We start from the raw sequence: 24223 nt of genomic DNA, 5'->3' as shown, positions 1-24223 counted from the left end.
TCACAGGTATAGCAAGACCGCCGAGTCTAATACGGCGGGCGCCAGATTGCAGCAGTCAATCCAGGGCCGATTCTGGCTAGTCGCAAGGCCTGGCTGGCGTTATATTGCTCCCCATGGACACTGCACACCGCCCCGAACTCGACCACGAAACCTGCCGCCGAGCCCGCCTCGCCAGAGACCCGCGCTTTGACGGCGAGTTCTTCCTAGCGGTGCGCACCACCGGCATCTACTGCCGCCCCATCTGCCCGGCGCGCCCCCCCGCAGAAAAAAACGTCAGTTACTACCGCCTCGCCAGCCAGGCCGCCGGTGCCGGCTATCGCCCCTGCCTGCGCTGCCGTCCGGAATCGGCCCCCGGCAGCCCGGCCTGGGAAGGTACGGCGACCACTGTAAATCGTGCCCTCAACCTGATTCGCGCCGGCGCACTGGATAGCGGCAGCCTGGCGGATCTTGCCGCGCGGCTGGGCATTGGCGAGCGCTACCTGCGCAAGTTGTTTGAACAGGAGCTCGGGGTGTCACCCCAGGCTGTCGCCCTGAACCAGCGCCTGTTATTCGCCAAGAAGCTGCTCGCGGAAACCGAAATGCCGATTACTGACATCGGCTTCGCTGCCGGCTTTGGCAGCGTGAGGCGTTTCAACAGCGCCCTGCAGGAACACTTCAGGCTCACGCCGACCCAACTGCGGGGGCGCGGCCGGCGGCCTGATACAGCCAGTACCATCACGCTGCAGTTGCAGTACCGCCCGCCTTACGACTGGGCTGGCGTCATCGATTTTTTTGCCCACCATGAGATCGCAGGTGTAGAACAGGTCACCGGGCAGACGTATCGGCGCCAGTTTACCTGCGACGGGCAGCCCGCCTGGCTGGAAGTTACGCCGGTAAAGAACCGCCCGGCGCTGGCCCTGACGGTCAGCCTGCCGGACCACCGCCAGCTGCGCACAGTAGTACAGAGAGTGCGGCGTATGTTTGATCTCGACGCCAACCCGGAAGTGATTCACCAGAGCCTGACCGCCAGCCCGGAGCTTCGCCCGCTACTCAAGCGCAGCCCGGGCAGCCGCTCACCTGGCCACTGGTCGCTTTACGAAGCATCGGTGCGGGCGATTGTCGGCCAACAGGTGAGCACGGTTGCCGCACGCAGCATCTGCAGCCGGTTCGCCGCTGCCTGTAGCGAGAACTATCTGGTGTTTCCCCGCGCTGCAGCGCTGGCAGCACTGGAAGACAGCGCCTTCCCCATGCCCGGCCGGCGCCGCGACACCCTCAAGGCACTGTGCAAGGCCTTCAGCGACTGCGAAGAAACCCTGACACTCGAAGCCCTGGCCGAGTTCAAAGGCGTCGGCCCCTGGACGGTGGCCATGGTCGCAATTCGCGGTGCCGGCCACCCCGATGTATTCCCCCTGGGTGACCTGGGGTTGGTCAAAGCCTGGGAAGCGCTGGGCGGCAACAGCAAAACTCTCAAACACGACTACGAGCCCTGGAGCCCCTGGCGCTCCTATGCCGCCAACCTGCTGTGGAGGAGCCTCAGCTAATGAACTACCAATATCTCAACAGCCCGATCGGCACCCTGCGGGTGCTGTCCGATGGCCAGCACATTACCGCCATTGAATGGCCGGAGCAGCACAGCGACACCGCGGGCCAGATCGAACAGAGCGACACCGCGCTGGCGCAGTGTGTTGAACAGCTACAGGAGTATTTTGCTGGCACCCGGCGCAGCTTTGATCTGCCACTGGCGCCAGGGGGTACCGAATTCCAGAATGCGGTGTGGGCGCAGCTGGCGCGCATCCCCTTCGGTGAATTGCGCAGCTATGGCGATATAGCCCGGGAGCTGGGCAAGTCCAAGGCAATGCGCGCGGTGGGCGCTGCGAACGGCCGCAACCCGATTCCTATTGTGGTTCCCTGCCACCGGGTGATCGGCAGCGACGGTTCCCTCACCGGCTTCGCAGGTGGGCTGGATGCCAAGAAGACCCTGCTGAATATCGAAGGGGCACTGGACTAAGCCAGCGCCCACTTTCACCCTCGCCTAGCGGCTACCGGCAACAAACGTAATAAACCGGCCTTCATCGATAAAGCCAGAACCCCAGCTGTCCCACTCATCACCAAGGCCCTTAGCCGCAATGTCGGTCACCGACATGCCGTCATCGAGCATGGCGGTGATCTGGCCGGTCGTGGTCACCAGCATGTTGTGATAGCGCGCCAGCCCCGCCTTGTCGGTCAGGGGGCCGTGGCCAGGTACGACCACGGTTTTATCGTCGATACGCGCCAGCACGGTCTCAATGGTCTTGATCAGGCCGAACGCATTGCCCCCGGAGCTAATGTCGACAAAGGGGAAGCGGTCATAAAAGAAGGTATCGCCCATGTGCACCACATTCTCGGCGGCGAAGAACATGATGCTGTCGCCGTCGGTATGACTGGTGGGATAGTGCTGCACCTCAATGGTGTCGCCGTTAAAGTGCATGGCAATCGCATCACCATAGGTAACCACCGGCAGCGCAGGCTTGGGGCTGGGTTCGGTAACCCGGCCCAGCGCCTTGATGTTCTGCTTGGTGCTCATGCGCTGATAAATATTTTCGTGGGCCACAATCACGCTGCCGCGCTCGCCGAAGAACGCATTGCCGCCGGTGTGATCGAAGTGCCAGTGGGTATTGAGCAGGAACCTGGGCGCCCCTTCCCCGCCCGCCAGTTCAGCCACCGCGGCCTGGTGGGCCGGTGCGTAGGCCTCGTAGTCAGAATCGATGATCAGCGCGCCGTCTTCACCGACGGAAGCCACTACATTGCCGCCACGCCCCTGCAGAAAATACAGCGGCCCCGCGATGGGTGTCACAGTCACTTCAGGCGGCGCTTCCTCAGCCACGGCAAAATTGGGTATCAGCGCGGCCAGGCACGCGCCGGCCAGGGTGCTCATCAAAGGCTTCATAGTGTTCTCCCGGGTGGATAGGCCTCAGGCATTGAGATCAGGGATCATCTCGTCCTTGAGGCGTGATATCTGGTCTTTCAGGCGCAGTTTTTCTTTTTTCAGGCGCTGTAACAGAATCTGGTTCTGGTAGGGGTAGGCATACATTTCGTGGATACGGTGGTCCAGCGCCCGGTGTTTGGCCTGCAGCTCCAGCAGGCGCATGGCGGGTGTCATCACCTCGTTGGCTGCTTCCGGGTTTTCATCGCCATTCGGGCCGATGTGGGTGGGGTCACTCATTAGTGCACAGTACCACGGCTATCCTCGATCAAAGTGCAAGACTAACCCCACAGGGAATAGCTGTACAAGCTTTGATCGTGTTCAATCCCAAATCAGGCTTCTTGCAGTAGCTGCGGCCATAGCGCATGGCCCGCGTCACCTACCGCCAGAAAGGGTTCGCTGAGCAGGGTATCGCGGGCGTTGTACCGCAATGGCAGGCCATCGAGCCCCACCAACGCACCGCCGGCTGCTTCCAGCAATGCCTGGCCCGCCGCCGTATCCCACTCACAACAGGGCGCGTAGCGCGGGTAGAAATCGCCCCGCCCCTCCGCCAGGTGGCAGAACTTCAGCGCACTGCCGCTGTTATCCCGGGCCAGCTCACCCCAGTGACGCTCCAGCCACGCCAAGCAGGCCCCGAGCCGCTCACCCTTGTGGCGCCGGCTGGCCAGCACTCGCATGGGCTCACCGGCAACCAGCGCCCGAGTGGCGATATCGTTCACTTCATCCTCCGGCCCATACCGGCGGGCAAATTCACCGGGGACGCCGACATATGCCACGGCCTCCAGGGGCACGTAAATCACACCCAGCACCGGCGCTCCATCGTGCACCAGGGCAATGTTGATCGTGAATTCCCCGGTGCGGCCCAGAAACTCCTTGGTGCCATCGAGAGGGTCCACCAACCACAAGCTGGACCATTCTCGGCGCCTGGCCACCGCCTCAGGGGGCGATTCTTCAGAGAGAATGGGAATATCAGGCGCAAGCGCAGCCAGCCCCGCTTCCAGACAGTGATGCGAGGCAATATCCGCCAGGGTCAGGGGTGAATCGTCACCCTTGGCCTCGTACTGATCGGCGCTCGGCGCATGATAGTGCTCACAGATTAACTCGCCCGCCTCGCGGCAGAGGTCGAACAGGGGTGGCACCAGGGCCGCAAGATTCATCATGGCCCCATTATACCACCGCAGGACAGGTCGCTCTTGTCGCAGACCGTCCGGGGCCGGATAATCAAGCCATGATTGATTGGCAACACATCGATACCGTCCTGCTGGACATGGACGGCACGCTGCTCGACCTGCACTTCGATAATTATTTCTGGATGCAGTACGTGCCTCAGGCCTATGCCAGGGAACACCAGCTGAGCGAAGCCGAGTCCACAGAGCGCCTGCACAGCAAGTTCGAGCAGAATCAGAGCTCGCTTAACTGGTACAGCGTTGACTACTGGTCGGAACAGCTGCAGCTGGATATCCCCGCGCTAAAGCGCGAAATTCAACACATGGTGGCCATGCGCCCCCACGTGGAGGAATTCCTCACCCGCCTGCATGCCTCCCACCGGGACGTGGTGATGGTGACCAATGCCCACCGCAAAACCCTGGACATCAAGATGGACCACGTCGACATCACCGGCTGGTTCGACCGCATTGTGGTGTCTCATGATCTGGACGCGCCCAAGGAAGAGCAGGCCTTCTGGCACCGACTACAGGCGCTGCACCCCTTCGACCCGGCGCGCACCCTGTTTATTGACGACACCGAGCGTGTGCTGGAATCCGCCCGCGATTACGGCATTGCCTACCTGCTGACCCTGCTGCAACCGGACAGCCAGCGTCAGAAGCGCATCGACACCCGCTTCCCCGGTATTCACCACTTCGACGAAATCATGCCGGACCAACCCCAGCCCTGACCCATGAACGATTTCAATACCGAAAAGCTGCGCCTCGACAAATGGCTGTGGGCCGCCCGCTTCTTCAAAACCCGCAGCCTCGCCAAGGCCGCGATTGAAGGCGGCAAAGTCCACCTGGCCGGCCAGCGCGTGAAAGTGTCCCGGGAGATTCAGGTGGGGGATGAACTACAGATTCGCCAGGGCTGGGATGAGAAGGTGGTTATCGTCGAGGCCCTGTCAGACAAGCGCCGGGGCGCCCCCGAAGCACAGCAACTCTACCGCGAAACCGCGGACAGCGTGCAACGCCGTGAAGAGGCCGCAGCAGCGCGCAAGGCCGCCGGCGGCATGATCGACCGCCCCGTCAGCCGCCCCACCAAAAAGCAGCGCCGGCAGATCCATCGTTTCAAGGAATCGAATTAGGCTTCGGCTACCCGGGGCTGGCGCGGCGCGTCTTCCAGCACAATGGCATCGCGGCCAGAGGCCTTGGCCTTGTACAGGGCCGTGTCAGCAAGTTTGATCAGGTCTTCAGGGGTGACATCCGCATCCGCCTGCACCGTGGCCACGCCCTGGCTCACGGTAATGTGGTCAGCCACCTGGGATTCACCGTGCGGGATGGCGGCCTCGGCAATAAATTCCTTGAGGCGCTCGGCAATGCGCATGGCCGATGACGGCGACGAGCCCGGCAGCACAAGAATAAATTCCTCCCCCCCATAACGCCCCACCACTTCACCCGCACGGCTGGTGGCGTTCTGCATGATATCTGCGAGGCGCTGCAACACCTCGTCACCCGCTGGGTGACCATAGGTGTCGTTGTAGGCCTTGAAGTAATCCACATCCAGTAGAATGACTGAAAGTGGCATCGCCGTGCGCCGGGCACGGTTGATTTCCGCCTTGAGCGCCGTGTTCACCATGCGCCGGTTACCCAGGCCTGTGAGCTCGTCAATGTTGGCCAGATCTGTGAGCTGGCGCCGGGCATCGCGCAGCTGGCGGTTACGATCGCGCAGCGAACCGGCCATATCGCCGAGCTCACGGGCCATGGTTTCCCGCTCCCAGTTAAGCGCCAGCATATTGCGGAACGTGCGATGCACCCGATCACAGATCACAATCAGCACCGCACTAAACGCAAGCAGCACCAGGCCAATCAGCAGGTTGTAGGGCTCGTACCAGTAATGCACCAGGCTCCACCAGGCGATAGGCCACAGGGCGGTGAGCAGGAACGAAATAAAGTACTCGCGCACAATCACCGAGAAGCCCACCGAGATCGCCGTAATCATAACGATAAGCAGCAGGAAGGTGTACTGCATGGTAATGGGCACGCGGGTGGCGGCAAAAATATACGCGGAGGACCACACCAGGCCGGTGGCGGCAGAGCCGAGAATCAAGCGCCAGAACAGGCCCCGGGGATTGGTGCGATAGCTGTGATTCACCAGTGCATTACTCATGGACAGCGAACGCACCAGCAACAGAATCAGAAACGCGGCGCCCCACAGCATAATGCTGGTGAACTCCACAAACGGCCAGAAAATGCCCATGGTGGCTACCAGGCCGACCAGATTCGCCACCACAGTCGCCATCTGCCCATTTTGCATGAGCATCTCCAACTGGGCGGAAAACAACTCCTCCCGGGGAATGTGGCGTTGGTAGATCATGGTCAAATCCTACATATTGCAGGGATTAATCATACTCTGGCCGGGAAAAGCTGCGAACCAGGTCACAAGCAAATAGATCATTTATTGCCCAACTAGGCATTTTACGCGAAACTGCGACCTAACTGACTGAATTTGGTAATAAAATAACCCATGTTCTCGTGGCAGGCCATACGCATTAGTTGCATCGTCATTCTGGCGGTACCGCTCGTGCACCTGGTTTTCCTGATGTCATCCGATATCGCCGACGCCCTCAACAGCGAGCCGGAAGTGTGGGCCGATGACATCGAAGACTACCGCCGGGAGGACATGTCCCGCGAATTACCTGAAAAACCCATCGTGGTGGTGGGCGGCATGCGCGCCAGAATGTGGGACGGCCTGCCCGAGCTGCTGGCCCCCAAACCCGTGTTAATGCGGGGCATTGGCGACGCCATTGTCGACGACATCGTTTATCACTACGACGACCTGATCGGCTACTATCAGCCGGAAACGGTCATCTTCCTGCCCAGCGTGACCGAGTTTCATATTCGCGACAACAAGTCTGCAGAGGATCTCGCCGAGGGTATTGCCGAACTTGTGACCACCGACGAACAGGTGCACATCACCCAGCAGTTTTTCATTATCAGCCCGGTCAAAACCCTGCTCCACCCCAGCGATCACGAAACCATTGATGAGACCATGGTCATTCTCCGGGAATGGGTGAAAGAGCACCCCCACGTGGCCTTGCTGGACCTCAACCGGCTGCTGCAGAACCGCGAGGGCCTGCCCGAGGCCGCCTATTTCCGCTCTGACGGCTCCAACCTCAATGAGCACGGCTACCTGCGACTCTCCACATTAGTGCAGAATCAGCTCGACAAGACTGCCCTGCAACCCTGACCGCCGCCCCCAAATTGGGGTAGAATTGGCGGATGTTTTCCGAGATTCCCCTCACTCCGCCTGCCACCCCGCTGTTAAGCGGCATTGACGCGGGCCGCCCTACCGGCGAGCTCAGCACGGAAGAGCTGACTCAGCTCGCCGAGGAACTGCGCGCCTATCTGTTGTACAGCGTCGGTCAATCCGGCGGGCACTTTGGCGCCGGCCTGGGTGTAGTGGAACTCACCATTGCCTTGCACCACGTATTCAATACCCCCGATGACCGCATCGTGTGGGACGTGGGCCACCAGACGTACCCGCACAAAATCCTCACCGGCCGCATGCAGCAGATGGACAGCATGCGCCACGCCGGCGGCCTCTCCGGCTTCCCCAAGCGCAGCGAGAGCGAATACGACACCTTTGGTGTGGGCCACTCCTCCACCAGCATATCTGCGGCCATGGGCATGGCCCTGGCTGCACGCCAGCAGGGCCTGGACCGCAAAGTGATCGCCGTCATTGGCGACGGCGCCATTACCGGCGGCATGGCCTTCGAGGCCCTGGCCCACGCCGGCCACGAGCGCCCCAACATGCTGGTGATTCTGAACGACAACCAGATGTCCATCGGCCACAACACCGGTGGCCTCGCGAACTACTTCGCCAAGATCTGGGCTACCAAGACTTACCTCGGCATGCGCGAGCGCTCCAAGCGCTTCCTCGAGCGCTTCAGCTTCCTGTGGGACTGGGCCAAGCGCACCGAAGAGCACATGAAAGGCATGGTGGCGCCGAGCACCTTGTTCGAGGAATTGGGCTTCCACTACATCGGCCCACTGGACGGACACGACCTGCCCGGGCTGGTGAAAACCCTTGAGAACATGAAGGATCTGGAGGGCCCACAATTCCTCCACGTCCGCACCATAAAAGGCAAAGGCTTCACGCCGGCCGAGGAAGACCCAGTGGGCTACCACGCGCTGAACAAGGTCGAAGCCAAGCCCAAGGGCCCGCAATCAGCTGAGCCAGCCAAACCAAAGGGACCCAAATACCAAGACGTATTCGGCCAGTGGCTATGCGACATGGCCGAACAGGACGACAAGCTGGTGGGCATTACTCCCGCCATGTGTGAAGGCTCCGGCATGGTGGATTTCGCTGCGCGCTTCCCCGACCGCTACTACGATGTAGCCATCGCCGAGCAGCACGCCGTCACCCTGGCCGCCGGCATGGCCTGCGATGGCGTCAAACCCGTCGTCGCCATCTACTCCACCTTCCTGCAGCGCGGCTACGATCAGCTCATTCATGACGTGGCCCTGCAAAACCTCGACGTAACCTTCGGCATCGACCGCGCTGGCCTCGTGGGCCAGGACGGCCCGACCCACCACGGCACGTTTGATCTCAGCTACCTGCGCTGTGTACCCAATATGGTGGTTGGCGCCCCCTCAGACGAGAACGAATGCCGGCAGATGCTGTACACCGCATTCCAGCATCCTGGGCCTGCGGCGGTGAGATACCCGCGAGGCACAGGGCCGGGCGCTGACATCTCCTCCGAGATGTCTTCACTAGAGATCGGCAAATCGGTCACGGCGCGCAAGGGTTCAGAAGTGGCAATTCTAAATTTCGGAACGCTATTGCCTGCCGCCCGTGAGGCCGCTGAAGCGCTCAGGGCAACTCTGGTAGACATGCGTTGGGTGAAACCTATGGATGAAGCCAAGGTGTTGGAATTGGCCTCCTGCCATACGCTCCTCGTAACCGTGGAAGAAAACGCAGTCGCAGGAGGTGCCGGAGCCGGCGTAAGTGAATTACTGGCTGCTCGAGGCATCGAAACACCCGTGCTGCACTGCGGTATCCCGGATAAGTATATCGACCACGGTGATCACAAGGCGCAGTTGGCAGCCATCGGCCTGGACGGCTCCAGCCTGATAGCACGCATTCGCGAGAGGCTTGCCCTGGTTGCACAGCCTTTACCGAGCGCTGATCTCGCCAAGCTCCCGTAGATAAAGGTCGGCGACCTGATCCCACAGACAATGAGTCAGAGTGTAATCCCTGCCCTGCTCGCCCAGATGGGTGGCATGAGCAGGATCAGCCGCTAGAGCCTCTATTGTGGCCACATAAGCGTCCACGTTGCCGGATTCGACCAATACTCCGTTCTTTCCCTCGCTAATTGCGTCCTGTAGTCCTTCCAGGCGTGACGCGACCACGGGCAGGCCTGCAGCGGCAGCCTCCAGAACCACCAGCCCAAAGCCCTCCATATCACCCTCCACAGCGATATTAGGCTGCACAAAGAGGGACACCTGGCTGAGCAACGCCTGCTTCTGCAACTCGCTCACGCGCCCCAGCACATGCACACGGTCCTGCAAGTCGCGCTCGCTGACTAGTTGTTCTAGCTGAACACGGCACGGGCCATCACCAGCTACCCAGTAGTGCGTATTCTCAGGCAATTTGGGCATCACTTCGCTTGCGAACCAGGCAACACCTTTACGCTTTATCAACCGACCTAGGGTTAGCAGGTGAAACGTATCGTCGCCACCTTCGATGTACGTTGCTGAACTGTCTACCTCTGAAGCGGTCGCCGGAGTAGCAACGCCGTTGGGTATAAAACGGCAGCGCTCCTCCGCCAAACCACGGGATACGGCCTGGCGGATCGTTTCATTGCCTACAGCCAGGAGCCGATTCATCTGACTGAGTAACCCTTTTACCCACACCGACTGGTAGATCGCATTGTCCCAGGTGATATCCAGCCCATGAACGACGCACGCAACCGGGCGACGGGTGAGCAAGCGCAGCAGCGCGCCCACCGGCGCCAACACAGCATCGCCCAGCAAGACCACATCTGCGCGAGGCGCCTTGAACAAGCCAAGAATTAGCGACCAAGGTAGAAATATTGGCAACCAAGCCTTGCCGCGAGTATTAACGATGAGCTCGACGTCAGCCTTCTGACCCAGTGCCGCAGCCAGTTCGTAGTTCTGCTTTTCAATACCCCCGATAACCGGAGGGTAGGCCCGCGAGATGAACAGTACCTTCATGTCAGCTCGGACGCGCCTTACACCGATGATAGACCTGGTACTGCCATCGCAACGGCCAAAGCGGCAGAGCCAGTGCCTGGACCGCACGCAATGGCCAGGTATAGGGCTTGCCCGTGGTGATCCAGTGCTTGTTAAGAACATGGAGGTCCTTCCAGCGGGACTCGACTTCCAGTCCCGCGTCGCCGAACAATGCCTGCCACTCCTCCAGCGACCGGACGACCTCAAGTGCGTCTACCTGGTACGTACCGGCAAACAGCCCAATCTTGCGCGTCAGAAAGTCCTTGTTTGGCACCAGAATGAGGAAGGTGGCCCCGGGCTTTGCCACCCGAACCATCTCTCGCAGGCTGCTGAGTGGGTCGACGAAATGTTCCAGGGAACCGAGACAGGTCACCACATCGAACTGCTGGTCTTCGAAAGGCAGGGTTTCTGCGGGCTGGGCGTAAAACTCGCCGTCTGGCATTTGCTGCTGGCAGGCCTCAATGGCCCTCTGGGATAGATCGACACCGGCGACATCACAGCCCCTGTGGCGGCAAACCTGAAGCCAGCCACCAGTACCACAGGCCACATCTAGCACCTTTGTACCAGCTCGGAGACCAATCTTGTTCGCCAACGCCTCGTTGTGGCGTCGCAAGGATGCGCCTCCACCGCCAGAGCCGTCGCCGTAATAGACGGTGTCGTAGAACTCGCGGATCTCCTCGATATCGAGATCCTCAGTAGCTTGCGGGTGTGACTTGGAATTACTCATAACGGTACAAGGGTATGTTAATCCGCGACGAAGCCCAACAACTCTTTGGCCTGGTCACCCCAGGTAGGTATAGGCACTTGCAACTGCCTTTGGTGCACAAGTTGATCGGCGATTTTGTCAGCTAGATCTTCAGGGGATGACGGCTCATACCTCGCCTGCGGCAAGTCCTCAAAAAGTTGCCCCAGCGCACCCACATTGGCAGCCACGGCTGGAACGCCACAAGATAAGACCTCATAGGCTTTCTGCGGAAATGCGTAGTAACCAAACTGCGTTGAGGAAAGAGAGATCACCATCAGATCCATGGCGTTATAAAACGTGGGCATCTCGTCAAACGGCAAGCTGCCAAGGTAGAGCACATTGCTTGTCTCGGGAAGCGGGCACTCATCGGACAAGCGGCCCGCAACAACGAACGTCACCTCTAGATCACGACGCGCGAACTCCCTAATGGCTGCGAAGACCGTGTCCGCCCCATGCAGGGAATTCAGACCACCGCAAATGCCGACCAACTTACTTCCAACAACGCCTTGCAACCCCAGACGCTCACAGCTCTCTGCTGCATCCAGCGGACGAAAAACACCCTCCGATACGGTGCTCTCCAGCAATAACACAGGCTTCTCAGGGTAGGCCTTGCGCAAATCCTCGGCCAATGTACTGCTGACCGCTGACAAGCCCGCGGCACCCGCCAGGGCCCGCCGATAAAGCGGTCTGATTCCCGGAAATTTCGCCAGGCCAAAGGTGGAGTAGTCGTCGTACAAGTCAGCGTAGAACCGTGCCCCAGTGACTCTGGCAAGCCAGTACCCGATAATCACACAGATGCAATCCGAGCTCGCGATGACCACCTTAGGGGATAACTTCCGCGCCAGCAAAAACAGCTGTAGCACCCAGCCCAGCATCAGCGAACGGGGCAGGTTCAATTGACGCCAGTTGGCGGTGAGATCCTGCGGGACTGGTGCAGAGCCTGAAACCCGATAATCCAGGCAAACCGCCTGTAATGAGGCATCTTCAGACATCCGCTGTGGCAACTCGAACAACCTGGCGTAGCGATCTGCCGCCACATCGTGGTTCATGTAGCGGGCCTTGCAGAGCCAGAGTATCATGGCCAATGTGAGCAACTCCTTATCAGATGCCTCAACCTAATATTAAACAGCACTCAGCAGCATGATATCCACAAAGCCCACAATATATCTGCACATCGGCGTGCAACGCACTGGCACTACATCAGTCCAGAAGTACCTGCAGGAGAATCAAGATCTCCTGCTCTCAAAGGGAATACTTCTTCCCTACCAACTCGGCAGGCAACTGAAGACCAATCAACGCCTTCTCTACGGCCGCACTAGCGCCAAGAGAATCGTCGCCGACATCAAATCTGACATAGAAAGTAGAAATCCTGCCGCACACACTGTCATATACAGCGATGAGGATGTGCCTCAGTACCTAACACCGCAGCACTTTGCGCCATTTCGGGATCACTTTCATGTAAAAGTCGTCGTCGTGCTCAGAAGACAGGATCGCTGGCTGGAAAGTTGGTACCTTCAAAATGTGAAGGTGCAATGGAACTCAGAACTCGCGCATATTGGGTTCAGCGATTTTCTATCAAAATGGCGGGGGGGCGAGTTTCATTGGCTCGACTATTCCAAATTAATTGAAAGCTGGAGTTCTGTTTTTGGGTCGGACAGCATTCTTCCTATCGTGTTCGATCCTCCCAACCCGTCAGGAGGCCCTAGTAGCGCGGTTCTGTCGGCTTTTGGAATATCCGGTTCGAGTTTTCCTGCAATGGAAAAAACTGCCAACCAAAGCCCTGCTGTAGACTTGGTCGAGCTCCTTCGCCACCTTCGGCTGCACGAGAACTACAATGATGACGAACGCAGAATTCTGGGCAATGCTGCAAGCAACGCCAGTTTAATGCGAGATCAGTTGCCTTACGTTCTACTAGATCTAGAGGAGAGAAAGGAAGTTCTAGATCATTACTCACAGAGCAATGCGGAGCTAATTGGGAAATACATGCAGGGCGATGATTTGTTTGATGGCAACATGCCAGCGGTGCAACCAAACTGGAGTGAGCTTCAGCTCACTGAATCTATCAGTTTTGTAGAGGGAACAGTCGACCCCTTTGTGCGCTGCCTGGTAGATGAACTTGTGTATTGGCGTGGCCTCGCCGTCGAATCCGGAGTGAAAGGCCCCTATAGAAGAAGATTATCTCCAGCGAGTATGATCGAAAAATCAATTGATGCAGTGTTTCGTAAGATACACCGCATGAAGCTAGGCAAAAAATGAAAGACTCTCTAGCACTGGTAATAGTGACCTATAATCGCTGCGTAGACTTAGCTGTAACTATGTCAGCAATAGCTGCTATGGCCTCGGATTTTGATTTTCTAGTTGTCGTAGATAATGCGTCTACCGATGATACCCAAGTAGTCCTAGCCAATCTGCCTCTGGAAATCTCCGCTAAATTACACATACTTACCCTACCTTCAAATACGGGCGGTGCCGGTGGATTCCACTTCGGGATTCAGAAAGCTATGCAACTCGGCGCTGATTGGATTTGGAGCAGCGATGACGACGCTGTGCCTCAGCCGGGATGCTTTAAAGAACTGATGAAACAAGCAAAGAATCCCATGCATGCCTATGGAAGCACTGCTATCTCGAATGCTAGTGAGGAAGGTGAGTTATGTTGGCCAGCTCCGGCAGCACCAAACAGCCCTAGATACCAACCGAGACTATTAGAGAAGCAGTCAGAATGCGAAGAGACCGAGCTTGTAAGTACTCTCCCTTTTCTGGGTTTAACCGTAAGTAGCGAGCTGGTTGAGCGGGTAGGACTACCCAATCGCTCGTACTTTATTTCGGGTGACGATTTCGAGTACTGCATTCGCTTAAAAGCAGCCGGCGCCAAGTTGATTCTGGTCAGAGAAAGCGTATTAAAACATCCGCTCATTCCACGTTACATCGTGGACTTCAAGGTCTGGAAAATCTACTGCCTCTCCATGCCTCCCTGGCGCCGCATTTATGATTGCCGAAATCGACTCTGGAACTCTCGACTGGAGAGGGGCGTGCTTTGGGCAGCGCTAACGACGCTAAGCCTGGGGTCAAGATTGTTTCTGACACTAATTATGGAGAGTTCAAAAAAGGAACAGTTCTTCGCATATATCAAGGGAATATGGCTTGGCTGGACGAACTACGGCTACAGCCGAGAGCCCAGGCACACAGAGTTCAATTGATTCGAACTGCTAGAAAACTTCAATAATCTTAACGGCAACCAGACTGATCACCAAAGGTGTTACAACCTGCGTATACTTGGTGACACATTTTTTCGCTCTATCATGACCCTGCGCCAGTGATTCAAAAACCTCTTCGGGATCATTACCCACTCAACAAGAAGTGGTGAAAACCAACTCATCGGATGTCCGCCATCATAGATACCGATGGGAGGACGCGAAGTTGCGTCCATCTCAATAGCTATCTTTGCAGCTCTAGTGCACATCATTGGGTGCAAGGGGAAGTATTCATGTGAAACCCTCCATATCGCTGTCGCTATAGCAAGTCTCCGTTCCCGACTAAGTCTTCCGGCTGATTGGAGGCGCCTACACAATTCGCGTAAAGCGTCGATTATCCAAACGGGGTAAGAGCGTACCTCCGACACGGAAGATACGCGATCACCTCCATGGTGAAACCATACACCCACCACCTCAGGAAAATCACTCCATCTCCACTCCCTCATCCCTGCAAGATCAAGCATCCAGACATTGTCCTGTAGGCGAGGCACGTTCTCGTTCCACAATGCATTTTTGAGCGCACTTCGCAAGAACACATTTCCGGTAGGGAGCGTAAATCCACTCTTCTCGCAAGAGGCAATAACGAAGTCTGCCTCACGAGTGAATCCCACTTGACCTAGTGCCACCTGATCTTCACTCCGATGCTCAAGTCGACCACTGCAGACTTCCGACATTTCTCGTTCCATGTAGTGGAGTTGCTCCCGAGCCTTGGCTGGCAAAAGAAAATCGTCGTCATCGAGGAATCTGACATATTTCCCACGCGCTAAACTCAGACCTATATTTCTCGCAACGTTGGCATGTGAAACGCTTATTTGCCGAACAATTACATCGGTACGATTCTGGTAGTTATTCATGACCCCTTTCCACGATTCATCCGGGCCATTTGGAATCACGATCACCTCAACTTCACCAGACTCCGCAGACTCCAGCGCACTGTCCACCGCCCGCGACAAATACGCCGGGCGACCATATGTTGGAATAACGACCGATAGGTGTGGCGCAGAAGTGGCGGTATTCATTGAGGTGAGCTTCCTCATACTTCTCTTATATCGTGGTTGAACGTATGTACATGGTTAATCGGTATCGATTGATATACGATAGTTTCTACGCTCAAATACCCATCAGTCAAACAAATAGTCACCGATGAAATCACTCGCGACATATGTGCACAAGCTACGCAATCTATTACTGAGACGACTGCACGTCGGGATATGGCACATTGGCGGTGAGAGCTTCAAGCAATATGTGTTAGAACAAAATACGCCACAGAAACTTCGTGAACTGTTGCGTGGACTCGATAAAGATTCACAAGACACGGTTAACCTTTTCCTGAGTAGAGCAATTCAGTTGCCAGACAAGAAATCTCTCGATTTTTTCGTGGACAGAAAATCCCGCAATAAGTATCCCTTGAAAACAAAAGCGGAGCTTCATGATCATTCAGAGATTCTCGCCGAATACAGAAAAAATAGAAGCCACATCTTAAAAAAATACCGAATCGATCCTTACATTTGGCACTACCAACATGGACTCAGACACCTGCCTCAGTCGGTTCATGCATACATTAAAGACAAAACGTTCCTCGACTTGGGTGCATACACCGGTGACTCAGCTTATGTGCTGGCAAATTTTAGACCAATGTCAATTATGTCTTTTGAAATATCTACCAGACATATTGATAGTTATATAAAACTAACATCTCTCACTGATATATCAGATGTGCGACTATTTCATGTCGCCCTCTCAGATTCATCTGGAACCTTTACATTCGATGATTCCGGTACCGAAGGAAACTCCATTTTCAAGCCAGGAGAATCGGTCGTAGAAAAACAAAGACTTGATGATTTTATTCTAGAACATACGGCGGCTGATGTAGGACTAATTAAAGCCGATATAGAGGGCGATGAGCTAAAGTTCTTGCTTGGAGCCAAAGAAACCATATGCCGAGTTCGCCCAGTATTGTTGATATCTATCTATCACAACCCAGATCAATTTTTCGAAGTAAAGCCTTTGCTAGAGAGCTGGAAACTCGACTACAAATTCATGATCCGGAAGTTATCACCAACTTCTTGGACGGCGGAGACTACTCTAATTGCATATCCCTCTGAACTATCTGCGTAGCAATGTAGTTTAGGGGATACTCTCACAGCGAAATTAGTCTTCCTTTCTTCTTCCGCTGCTGGATAATACCGCTCCGCTTACTACATGCCATAACAACCGGAAGCGCTGGTATATCTTGGGATGATGTACATATAGAGGAGCGAAAATATCTATCCTACTCAGCTCTAGGCAGCTAAACCGTCTCGAGACGTCACTTGTGTATGTCTTCTCCATACATAAATTTAACGCAATTTTTCTGGCTGTACGTAGAAGTGTTCTTTGTCTCCGCCTGAAAAAACTCTCTACTGGTGGTGAGAGTTCAGTATGCGATCTAACCCACATTCCCAAGCTATCCACGGCCTGTAGATAACCCAAGACATTGGCATAAGTCTTATCTGACATAGTGATTGAGCCAGGTCGAATTCGCCTCATGTACAAGGGGCACCCAGTAACGGCCGACCGTGCAGAGCAGGCTAGCACCTTCGGTGTAAACGCCTCGTCCTCGTGAATATATCCATCGTCGAACCGCAACCGATGATTTAACAGCAGTTCTCTATCGACAGAATAAAGGCAAGCGGAACTGGTATACGATTTAGACGATGCCAACTCCAGCATGAGTTGTTGACCACTTAAGGGGCCTGGTATATCGGGCTTGCAGTATCGGTTATGAGCCAATGAACGACTCTCGATTTGGCCAAATTCTGTAGCCGCATAACAGAACAAGTCCAATCCACTTTCGGTATGACTGCACAGGCATACTTCCAACGCATTTTGCTTTAGTTTGTCGTCCCCATCAAGGAACAGAACGTACCGCCCGGTAGCTAGCAATATCCCTTGGTTTCGTGTCGATGACAGTCCCCTATTTTCTCCGGTAAATACGCGTAATCGCGAATCGGTACTGGCCAGATCTGATATAACGCTTAAGGTTGAATCAGTTGACCCATCATCTATCACAATTACTTCGACGCTGCTCTCCGACTGGCAAAGAACAGACCTAATGGTCTCCGCGACATACTCCTCTACATTGTAGGCAGGTACGATCACACTGAAAATCGGTCGACCTGAGCCCAATTCTTTCACAGCCATTCGATCGAACAATTAGTCATTCCCGTCAATGATAGGGTCCAAACCTCTACAGTTCGAACTCTATGCCAACGTCAATATTCCGCACCTGATTCTCTATCTGCAATGTCTTTGTTCCAGTATGACTCACACGGGATCTTTCTCTTATCGCAACGATGGGAATACTTCTGAGCTATATCCACCACCTCCCCCATTAGCCCCTTTTCCAAGGTGACAGGCTCTAAGCCGTGACCAACGAACTGATCATTTGCAACATAAAGCTCGTTTTCTGCACCTTCATTCCGAGGGTTAGGAGTAAAATTCACAGCCACTCCGGTAATACCTGAGACCATATCTGCGAGCTCTCTTATACGATGCGTTTCGGTCATTTGATTATAGATTTTTACTCTGTCCCCTTTCACAGGCGCATTCTCTATCGCCAACCGGATGCAGCGAACTGTATCTTGAATGTTGATAAATGCCCTGGTTTGTCCTCCACTTCCGTGTACAGTCAATGGATAACCAATCGCTGCCTGCATTAAAAATCGGTTCAAAACTGTCCCATAGTCACCATCGTAGTCGAACCTATTTATCAACAATTCACTAGATTTTGTTTCCTCAGTCTGCGTTCCCCAAACGATTCCCTGATGTAAATCAGTAACTCGAACCTGATCATTCTTGTTATAGAAAGCGAACATAAGTTGATCTTGAGTTTTAGTTAGATGGTAGATGCTACCCGGATTTGCCGGGTAAAGAATCTCCTGCTCGACCATCTCTCCCAAATCTGTTTCCAGTTGGACAGTCAGATAGCCTTCAGGAATTTTCATTCCCGCGGTCCCATAACCATAAACACCCATCGTGCCGAGATGCACGATGTGTACATCTAACCCAGACTCAGCTACTGCCGCCAGCACATTGTTCGTTCCAACTAGATTATTGGCTACCGTATATCTCTTGTGCCAACTAGACTTCATCGAATATGGCGCAGCCCGCTGCTCAGCAAAATGTACGATCACTTCTGGTTTTTCTTCAAGTATCAGTGTTATTAGCCGATGATAATGCTTCGCAATATCAAACATGTGGTACTTGATGGTATTTCCAGTAAGAGCTTTCCACTCCCCAAGTCGCTCAGACATATGACTTATTGGGGTGAGGCTGCTGACCTCCAACTCGTTGTCGATATTTCTTCGCGACAAGTTGTCTATGATTACGACGTCGTATCCACTGGCACTTAAATGCAAACTCGTGGGCCAACCACAGAACCCATCTCCACCAAGCACAAACACTTTCACAACTGCATATCCTCATCTTTTGGCAGACGTATACCTACCAAGGACCAAAAAATTTTCCGTTGCATCACTCGCAATCAATTCAAATCCAACAGTTTTTGAGCATCTTTAAGAGGATAAGCATGACGGAAGATCTTCGATAACAGGATATTCGCGCTATAAAGCCGCTCCTCTGACCAGCCATTGAGCCACCCCTTCTTGCTGGGTAGTAGTCCATGCCTGAGCTTCCCTTTACATGGCCCAACAAACAGGTCATGGAACAACATTGCAATATGAGCATCACGTGGAATTACGTCACAAATACTCGCTTTTTTGCTCATGAACAAATATTGCTTCTCAGCCACTATGGGATGAATTTTCTCTTCAGGGTAGAGCTTTACATGTGCCAAATTTTTATCCACTAGAGGTGTTAGCATATGAGCCCCAATTTCACCCCAGTAAAAGTCTGATCTATGATCTAAATGCTCACGAATCAAATTGGCATACTCTGTAATTAGCCCGCCTCGTGCATTGGTTGCCATGAAATTGTTAGCAACATGTTTCGTCGGTGCCGTCACCCTCCTCACACCGATGAATTCATAATGCTCCAGTTCATAAAGTATCGGCGCAAGAGGACGCAGTGGAATAGCGTCTGAATCCAGATACAACCCACCATACTTCTCCAATAGAAAGACCCTGATGATCCCCGTCTTTATTGCTAGGCAAGGCTCTGAACCAAAGCCTGTTCTAGTGATCTTCTCGATATTTGGATGTAGATCAGGTAGAAAGCGCTTAAGGTTGTCAGGGGTTACTACCCTAAGGTTCAATCCCTCGCTGTGATACTTGATTACTTTTCGGCAGAGCGATATATATGGATATTCCTGAACTCCTGGCAAGTTCTCCCAATAAAGCCACAAATTTTTGCTCACTGCTGGGCACCTCCCCGTTCAGATAGGAGACCATACAATGAAAAGTCTTCGAGGTAGAGCTTAGCGAGCTCTGACCACTCACTTTCACCCAAAAGCTCATAACCTCCATCGTTCACATCATACGCGTTCTTGTTCATTATGCGTGGACTTGGCAGAGAGGCCAGTATAGGGTCTATTTTCCAAGAGTCCACAAGCCCTTCAAGTTTCAAGACGCCATAAGTTCGGGTTACTTCAGGGTTGCTCATTAAAAATACGCTCTGAGGCTTGAAATGCCTGTCGCATAGATTCGGACTGATACGTGAGACGCGAGAAGTAAAACTGGGGTAGTCGGTCTGCTCGCAGATCCCACACAGCGTTCTTTCCACAATATTCCATTTGTATACGGGGTTCTTACCAACTACATGATCCGTGAATGCACTAAACAAGCGAGCTTCCGGATGCCGTACGACAATACGTACATTTTTCCCTTCGCAAAAACGTTTGTATCCGCTTACAGTATCGAAGAACAGTCTCTCTATCGCTCCATTTGTTTCCACTTTGGGGTCGATTTTATGAATCAAGTCAAACGGTTTGTCGAACCCAGGAACGACTGATCGTATAAACGAATCTTTCAAAGAAGTGCAACCAGACTTGGAGATGATTGGCAACACAAGATCATTATCCTTGTGATAGAAAACCTCCAGAGGATCCAGATGATAATCAGCAAACACCCGAGCTAGAACCGAGTCTAGCAGTTGCCTACGCACTTTCTTTGCAATCATATAGCCAATACCAATCCGACCCTCGCCAAACTTAACGCTCGTAAAGCCACGGCATTATTCTTATGTCCACGCTCCTGCATTCTTTTTGCAAAGAATAGACTGCACAACTAGCTAACATAATTGCTCAAGGTCAACGACCCTATCAGCGAGTTCCACCGTTTCACGTCGATGAGTAACCATAACCACTGTGATGAACTGTTCAGATGCTTTGATATTTCGAAGAATCGCCTCCTGTGTTTGTTGATCAAGAGCGCTCGTGGCCTCGTCCAGGAACAATATCCTCACATTTCTGTACAACGCCCTAGCAAAGCCGATCCGCTGTCGCTGACCTCCGCTAAAGAGTCGTCCCCCCTCAGCAACTGGTGAGAAATATCCCTGTGGAAGGCCCGATATAAAGTCATCTATCATCGCCATCTTAGCGACCGCCCTGACTCGATCAATATCGATTTCCTCCAGACTGATGCCAAGTGCAATATTCTCTGCAGGGGTGCTGTCAGCCATATAGATATCTTGTGTTACATAGCCGACCGAAGCTCTCCAAGCCTGGAGATCGCTTTCATGGATTGCCTTACCGTCCACAACAATCGAACCGCCATCGGGCTTTACCAGCCCCATCATGATATCGAGCAACGTGCTCTTGCCTACACCGGAAGGACCTGTAATAGCGGTGAACGCGCCGACATCCAAGCTAATCGAGAAGTCACGAAACAATGGCTTCTTGGCATCTGGATACGAGAAACCAATATCTTTGACCCCAAACCGTTCAGCAACCCGAATAGGCTGAACTGTAAAATCGCCAGGACCTAAACCAACCATTGAGTTCTTCAAGTCGTCGAACAATATTTCGAATGGTGCTTGTGCCGCTCGAATCTGCACAAGTGCCCGGTAACTCTGCTGTATTTTGGGTACCAATTTGATTCCTGCCAAACCGAACAAGGTCAATGTTGGCAAGGATTCAGCAAGATCTCTTTCGCCAACCGATAGAATCAGAACTAGAAGTACCATCCCAGAGAATACTATTGACTCAACGAAATAGTACGGGAATTCCGCTAGTGCCTGGTTGTTGGCCAGCCCACGTGTAGAACTTCTAGTCAATTCACGATAGTTCGTTAGAAAACGGGACTCCTGAGAGTACAATTTTACCTCTCTCACACCGGTTAAGCTTTCGTTTAGCATCCGATTTCTTCTTCGGTTATACCTAGAGACCATCGAACTATTTTTTAGAACTTGACTGCGCACGATCCTGTAAATAAGCAGGTAGACAAAACTAAGCAGGATCAATGCGGAGAGCGCTACGCGTGGATCAACATATATCACCAAGGCTGTTAACATCACAATGGAGAACAACCTCGCATTCAGCTGGAGAGTAGGGCCAATTAGCCCAACGCTGATCTGCTGAGACTCCCGCATGAGATTTTGTATAAGGCGGGCGCTATTGGTTCGAGCATGATAGAGAATGTCTTTAGACAAATAGTATCTATAAAGACGGGAAGAAATTTCCGCTCCAAGCCTCATAGAGTAACGCGACATTAGTAGCTGCGAGAGAAATAGTAGGCTATTCGAAAGAATCACAAAGAAGGTAAAAACTATACCAACATAAATTAGAAACAATTCGGGTGACGGCTCCCCTAACCAAAGATTTAGATGCCGTAATACGGCATACTTGTGCACGATTTCAGGATTCCCGGCTAGCGCCATGAAGGGGAGAATGGATATCGTACCGATTAACTCCGCCACAGAAGAAGACAGCATGACTATTTGGAGCAGGTAAAAATCCCGTTTTTGCCGTGATGTCAATAAGTTGAATAGTCTTCGTATCGAGCTCAGCATTGTTGGTTGAAGTAAGAATTTAATCTCGCATATGGTGGCGTACACGAGAATACCTGAAATCGAGCCTGCGAACTGCAAATACCTACTTTTTCGTTGATTTTTGGTATCAGACTTTCGACAAGAGCACCAACCCTAGAAGGCCTATCTGATGAACAATAGCGAGAACAACACAAACGACATACCCCTAGAGCAAGCGCTCGAATCAATCCATAAATTGATTGTGTCCCTAGAAAATGATGGAACGACACTAGAACGCTCAATCGAGTTGTATGAGGAGGCGACATCTCTCATAAAGAGGTCTCAGAAGCTGCTTTCAATAGCAGAACAAACCGTAAACAACCTGCTGGAAACAGACAACCCAAGCAAGGTCATCAAGCAAAGGGCTGATCTATAGATGTCAATCACCGACAATATCAAGGAAGCTCAGTTATTATGCAGTGCCAACATCTCTGCACTCGCTTCGCCAATCGACCCAGGGGATACTGGCGCAATGGCAGAGCTAGCCGCCGCGTCCCGCTATTCTCTTGAAGGTTTAGGAAAACTGATGCGACCAATGCTTAGTTTCTCGGCAGCGAAAGCTCTCGCAACGGACGACCCCTACCTTCTGAGCTATACGACCACTGCTCTTGAACTAATTCATACCTACTCTCTCATCCACGATGACCTCCCAGCCATGGACGACGATGATACGCGCCGCGGCAAGCCTTCTTTACACGAGGCCTATGACGAAGCCACTGCCATCCTAGTCGGTGACGGCTTACAAGCCAGGGCATTTGAGCTTCTGGCAGATGCACCAGACCTCTCGGCTGAGCAAAAAATCCGCATGATCAAGGTGTTAGCCCAGGCTTCAGGTTTCGAAGGCATGGTTGGTGGCCAGTACATTGACATTCAGGCAGTTGACTCTGCCATGAGCCTGAAAGACTTGAAGGCCATGCACGACATGAAGACCGGCGCACTAATCCGGGCCTCACTGGCATTGGGGGGGATTGTGGCCAATGCCACCGACGAACAACTGACAGCGCTAGATGATTACGGTCGCCACATTGGCTTGGCATTCCAAGTCGTGGACGACATTCTGGATGCTGAGGGGGATTCCGAGACGTTGGGCAAGACGGCAGGCAAGGATTTGGAGGCGAACAAGCCTACCTACGTAAAACTGCTGGGATTGGATGGCGCCAAGACGGAGGCGCAACGGCTGCTAAAGGCAGCGCTGGAACCGCTGGAGATGTTCGGGGAATCGGCCGAGCAGCTACGAGAACTGGCCAGATACATCGTGGAGCGGGACCGCTAGACACCAGTCTCAATAATATGGCCAAGTTTCCCTACCTTGGTCTGCAAATACTTCTCATTATGCGGATTGGCACCGGTATGTAGCGCAATCCGCTCCACCACATTCACCCCGTGCTCTTCCAACGCTTTCACCTTGCGCGGGTTATTCGTCATCAGCCGCACAGCGGTAATGCTCAGGTGATCAATCATGGGCTTGAGAATGCTGTAGTCACGCATATCCGCGCCGAAGCCTAATTGCTCATTCGCCTCTACGGTGTCGGCACCAGCATCCTGGAGTTTGTAGGCCTTGATCTTGTTCAGCAGGCCAATGCCACGCCCTTCCTGACGGAGATAGAACAGCGCGCCCCTGCCCTCTTTGGCAATGGCCTCAAGGGCGGCATCGAGCTGGGGGCCGCAGTCGCAGCGCATGCTGGAGAAGGCATCGCCGGTGAGGCATTCGGAGTGCACACGGGACAGCACGTGGGCGCCGTCGCCGACATCGCCCATGGTGAGGACAATGTGCTCCTTATTGGTTTCCGCGTCCTCAAAGCCATGCATATCGAATACGCCCCAGGCGGTGGGGAGGCGGGAGGATTCTACGTATCGTGCAACCAAAGGGGGCGTATCCGTGCAAAAGGGCGCGTATTCTAACAGGTTTGGGGCAGAG

The 24223-nt window shown here is 53.9% G+C and carries 25 protein-coding genes; 11 read left to right on the top strand and 14 right to left on the bottom strand.

Annotated features, from left to right (window positions below; genetic code table 11):
- The first annotated feature begins 113 nt into the window (after positions 1-113).
- Both A3709_RS21700 and A3709_RS21695 read left to right on the top strand, forming a co-directional pair.
- Positions 114-1520 (top strand): DNA-3-methyladenine glycosylase 2, encoded by a 1407-nt coding sequence (locus A3709_RS21700; protein WP_066059701.1) that lies wholly within the window; start codon positions 114-116, stop codon positions 1518-1520.
- Positions 1520-1987, top strand: coding sequence for a methylated-DNA--[protein]-cysteine S-methyltransferase (locus A3709_RS21695; protein ID WP_066059698.1), 468 nt, complete (start codon positions 1520-1522; stop codon positions 1985-1987). Before A3709_RS21700 ends, A3709_RS21695 begins: the two co-directional genes overlap by 1 nt.
- A 24-nt stretch (positions 1988-2011) precedes the next feature.
- Here A3709_RS21695 and A3709_RS21690 read toward each other — a convergent pair whose 3' ends face one another.
- From A3709_RS21690 to cysQ, 3 genes are all read right to left on the bottom strand, one after another.
- Complete coding sequence (locus A3709_RS21690; protein WP_066059696.1) at positions 2012-2905, bottom strand: MBL fold metallo-hydrolase; 894 nt, start codon at positions 2903-2905, stop codon at positions 2012-2014.
- A 24-nt stretch (positions 2906-2929) separates the two neighbouring features.
- Entirely contained in the window at positions 2930-3181 is a 252-nt protein-coding gene (locus tag A3709_RS21685) for a YdcH family protein (protein WP_082850301.1), read from the bottom strand.
- A 92-nt stretch (positions 3182-3273) separates the two neighbouring features.
- Entirely contained in the window at positions 3274-4101 is an 828-nt protein-coding gene (gene cysQ / locus A3709_RS21680) for a 3'(2'),5'-bisphosphate nucleotidase CysQ (RefSeq protein WP_066059694.1), read from the bottom strand.
- A 68-nt stretch (positions 4102-4169) separates the two neighbouring features.
- Here cysQ and yrfG point away from each other — a divergent pair, with 68 nt between their 5' ends.
- Both yrfG and A3709_RS21670 read left to right on the top strand, forming a co-directional pair.
- Positions 4170-4835, top strand: a complete 666-nt coding sequence (gene yrfG, locus A3709_RS21675) for a GMP/IMP nucleotidase (protein WP_066059692.1) — start codon at positions 4170-4172, stop codon at positions 4833-4835.
- Between the two features lie 3 nt (positions 4836-4838).
- Positions 4839-5234: an RNA-binding S4 domain-containing protein gene (locus A3709_RS21670; protein ID WP_066059690.1), complete on the top strand. Its 396-nt coding sequence runs from the start codon at positions 4839-4841 to the stop codon at positions 5232-5234.
- Here the strand turns inward: A3709_RS21670 and A3709_RS21665 are convergent.
- Positions 5231-6463, bottom strand: coding sequence for a diguanylate cyclase (locus tag A3709_RS21665; RefSeq protein ID WP_066059687.1), 1233 nt, complete (start codon positions 6461-6463; stop codon positions 5231-5233). The two genes, A3709_RS21670 and A3709_RS21665, sit on opposite strands and share 4 nt — an antisense overlap.
- Before the next feature lie 150 nt (positions 6464-6613).
- On the opposite strand from A3709_RS21665, the gene A3709_RS21660 reads away from it, so the two are divergent.
- On the top strand, positions 6614-7336 hold the full coding sequence (locus tag A3709_RS21660) for a hypothetical protein (RefSeq protein WP_066059685.1): 723 nt from the start codon (positions 6614-6616) through the stop codon (positions 7334-7336).
- Between the two features lie 32 nt (positions 7337-7368).
- Entirely contained in the window at positions 7369-9297 is a 1929-nt protein-coding gene (dxs, locus tag A3709_RS21655; RefSeq protein WP_066059683.1) for a 1-deoxy-D-xylulose-5-phosphate synthase, read from the top strand.
- Here dxs and A3709_RS21650 read toward each other — a convergent pair.
- The 3 genes from A3709_RS21650 to A3709_RS21640 are packed head-to-tail and all read right to left on the bottom strand — an operon-like array spanning position 9265 to position 12168.
- On the bottom strand, positions 9265-10326 hold the full coding sequence (locus tag A3709_RS21650; RefSeq protein WP_066059681.1) for a glycosyltransferase family 4 protein: 1062 nt from the start codon (positions 10324-10326) through the stop codon (positions 9265-9267). The two genes, dxs and A3709_RS21650, sit on opposite strands and share 33 nt — an antisense overlap.
- Position 10327: 1 nt before the next feature.
- Positions 10328-11071, bottom strand: coding sequence for a bifunctional 2-polyprenyl-6-hydroxyphenol methylase/3-demethylubiquinol 3-O-methyltransferase UbiG (locus tag A3709_RS21645; protein ID WP_066059679.1), 744 nt, complete (start codon positions 11069-11071; stop codon positions 10328-10330).
- Between the two features lie 17 nt (positions 11072-11088).
- A complete protein-coding gene (locus tag A3709_RS21640) occupies positions 11089-12168 on the bottom strand; it encodes a glycosyltransferase (protein ID WP_066059677.1) in 1080 nt (359 codons plus the stop codon).
- A 100-nt stretch (positions 12169-12268) separates the two neighbouring features.
- Between A3709_RS21640 and A3709_RS21635 the strand changes: the two genes are divergently transcribed.
- On the top strand, positions 12269-13345 hold the full coding sequence (locus tag A3709_RS21635) for a hypothetical protein (RefSeq protein ID WP_156507895.1): 1077 nt from the start codon (positions 12269-12271) through the stop codon (positions 13343-13345).
- Entirely contained in the window at positions 13342-14286 is a 945-nt protein-coding gene (locus A3709_RS21630) for a glycosyltransferase (protein WP_066059674.1), read from the top strand. The genes A3709_RS21635 and A3709_RS21630 overlap by 4 nt, the downstream gene beginning before the upstream one ends.
- A gap of 59 nt (positions 14287-14345) precedes the next feature.
- On the opposite strand, the gene A3709_RS25150 is transcribed toward A3709_RS21630, so the two are convergent.
- Positions 14346-15359, bottom strand: a complete 1014-nt coding sequence (locus A3709_RS25150; protein WP_197484359.1) for a glycosyltransferase family 2 protein — start codon at positions 15357-15359, stop codon at positions 14346-14348.
- Between the two features lie 124 nt (positions 15360-15483).
- Between A3709_RS25150 and A3709_RS21620 the strand changes: the two genes are divergently transcribed.
- A complete protein-coding gene (locus A3709_RS21620; protein WP_082850300.1) occupies positions 15484-16458 on the top strand; it encodes an FkbM family methyltransferase in 975 nt (324 codons plus the stop codon).
- A 33-nt stretch (positions 16459-16491) separates the two neighbouring features.
- Here the strand turns inward: A3709_RS21620 and A3709_RS25145 are convergent, their stop codons facing one another.
- From A3709_RS25145 to A3709_RS21600, 5 genes are all read right to left on the bottom strand, one after another.
- Positions 16492-17523: a glycosyltransferase family 2 protein gene (locus A3709_RS25145; RefSeq protein WP_082850299.1), complete on the bottom strand. Its 1032-nt coding sequence runs from the start codon at positions 17521-17523 to the stop codon at positions 16492-16494.
- A gap of 71 nt (positions 17524-17594) precedes the next feature.
- Positions 17595-18791: an NAD-dependent epimerase/dehydratase family protein gene (locus tag A3709_RS21615; RefSeq protein WP_066059666.1), complete on the bottom strand. Its 1197-nt coding sequence runs from the start codon at positions 18789-18791 to the stop codon at positions 17595-17597.
- A gap of 74 nt (positions 18792-18865) precedes the next feature.
- Positions 18866-19696, bottom strand: a complete 831-nt coding sequence (locus A3709_RS21610) for a glycosyltransferase (RefSeq protein ID WP_066059664.1) — start codon at positions 19694-19696, stop codon at positions 18866-18868.
- A complete protein-coding gene (locus A3709_RS21605; RefSeq protein WP_066059662.1) occupies positions 19693-20457 on the bottom strand; it encodes a sulfotransferase family 2 domain-containing protein in 765 nt (254 codons plus the stop codon). The genes A3709_RS21610 and A3709_RS21605 overlap by 4 nt, the downstream gene beginning before the upstream one ends.
- Positions 20458-20568: 111 nt before the next feature.
- On the bottom strand, positions 20569-22332 hold the full coding sequence (locus A3709_RS21600) for an ABC transporter ATP-binding protein (RefSeq protein ID WP_156507893.1): 1764 nt from the start codon (positions 22330-22332) through the stop codon (positions 20569-20571).
- A 103-nt stretch (positions 22333-22435) separates the two neighbouring features.
- Between A3709_RS21600 and xseB the strand changes: the two genes are divergently transcribed.
- Complete coding sequence (gene xseB / locus A3709_RS25140; RefSeq protein WP_066059658.1) at positions 22436-22681, top strand: exodeoxyribonuclease VII small subunit; 246 nt, start codon at positions 22436-22438, stop codon at positions 22679-22681.
- A complete protein-coding gene (locus tag A3709_RS21590) occupies positions 22682-23578 on the top strand; it encodes a polyprenyl synthetase family protein (RefSeq protein ID WP_066059656.1) in 897 nt (298 codons plus the stop codon). It begins immediately after the preceding gene.
- Here the strand turns inward: A3709_RS21590 and ribA are convergent.
- Positions 23575-24171, bottom strand: coding sequence for a GTP cyclohydrolase II (gene ribA / locus A3709_RS21585; RefSeq protein WP_082850298.1), 597 nt, complete (start codon positions 24169-24171; stop codon positions 23575-23577). The genes A3709_RS21590 and ribA overlap by 4 nt on opposite strands.
- Between the last annotated feature and the right edge of the window lie 52 nt (positions 24172-24223).

The sequence above is a fragment of the Halioglobus sp. HI00S01 genome (assembly GCF_001635445.1).
GTDB lineage: Bacteria > Pseudomonadota > Gammaproteobacteria > Pseudomonadales > Halieaceae > Halioglobus > Halioglobus japonicus.
Note: the sequence above shows the minus strand (reverse complement) of the source record. Positions and strands in the feature narration are given on the sequence as shown.